Origin of the sequence: Salifodinibacter halophilus (genome assembly GCA_012999515.1) — a bacterium.
In the GTDB taxonomy this organism is placed as follows: Bacteria; Pseudomonadota; Gammaproteobacteria; order Nevskiales; family Salinisphaeraceae; genus Salifodinibacter; species Salifodinibacter halophilus.
In genome coordinates, this window is record JABEEB010000103.1 from 1 (window position 1) to 322 (window position 322).

General features: G+C 74.8%; 1 protein-coding gene. It reads right to left on the reverse strand.

What is annotated here, in order from left to right:
- Positions 1 to 322, reverse strand: a 322-nt coding sequence (locus HKX41_10890; GenBank protein ID NNC24636.1) for a hypothetical protein, incomplete at both ends; no start/stop codon positions are given.

Sequence of the window (322 nt, forward strand, 5' to 3'; positions counted from 1 at the left end):
GCCGCTGCCGACGCACTGCCACTGCGCCGACAGGGTCGCGCCGGCGGGCAGGGTGTCGGCGATGGTCGCGCCGTTGGCGGCGTCGGCGCCGGCGGCGTTGCAGGCGGTCCGGGGGTAGGTAGCCGGGCCGCCGGGGGTGTAAGCGGTCGCGCTGTCGCTCTTCACGATCGACAGGGCCGAGCTGTTGAGGCGATTGGTGAAGGTACAGGTGACCGCCTGGGCGCGGCCGTTGGCGGCGGCGCCGGTGACCGACACCGGCAGGGTGATGTTGATGCTGGTGCCGGTGCCGGTCGCGACCGCGGCGCCGGCGCCGTTCACGCAG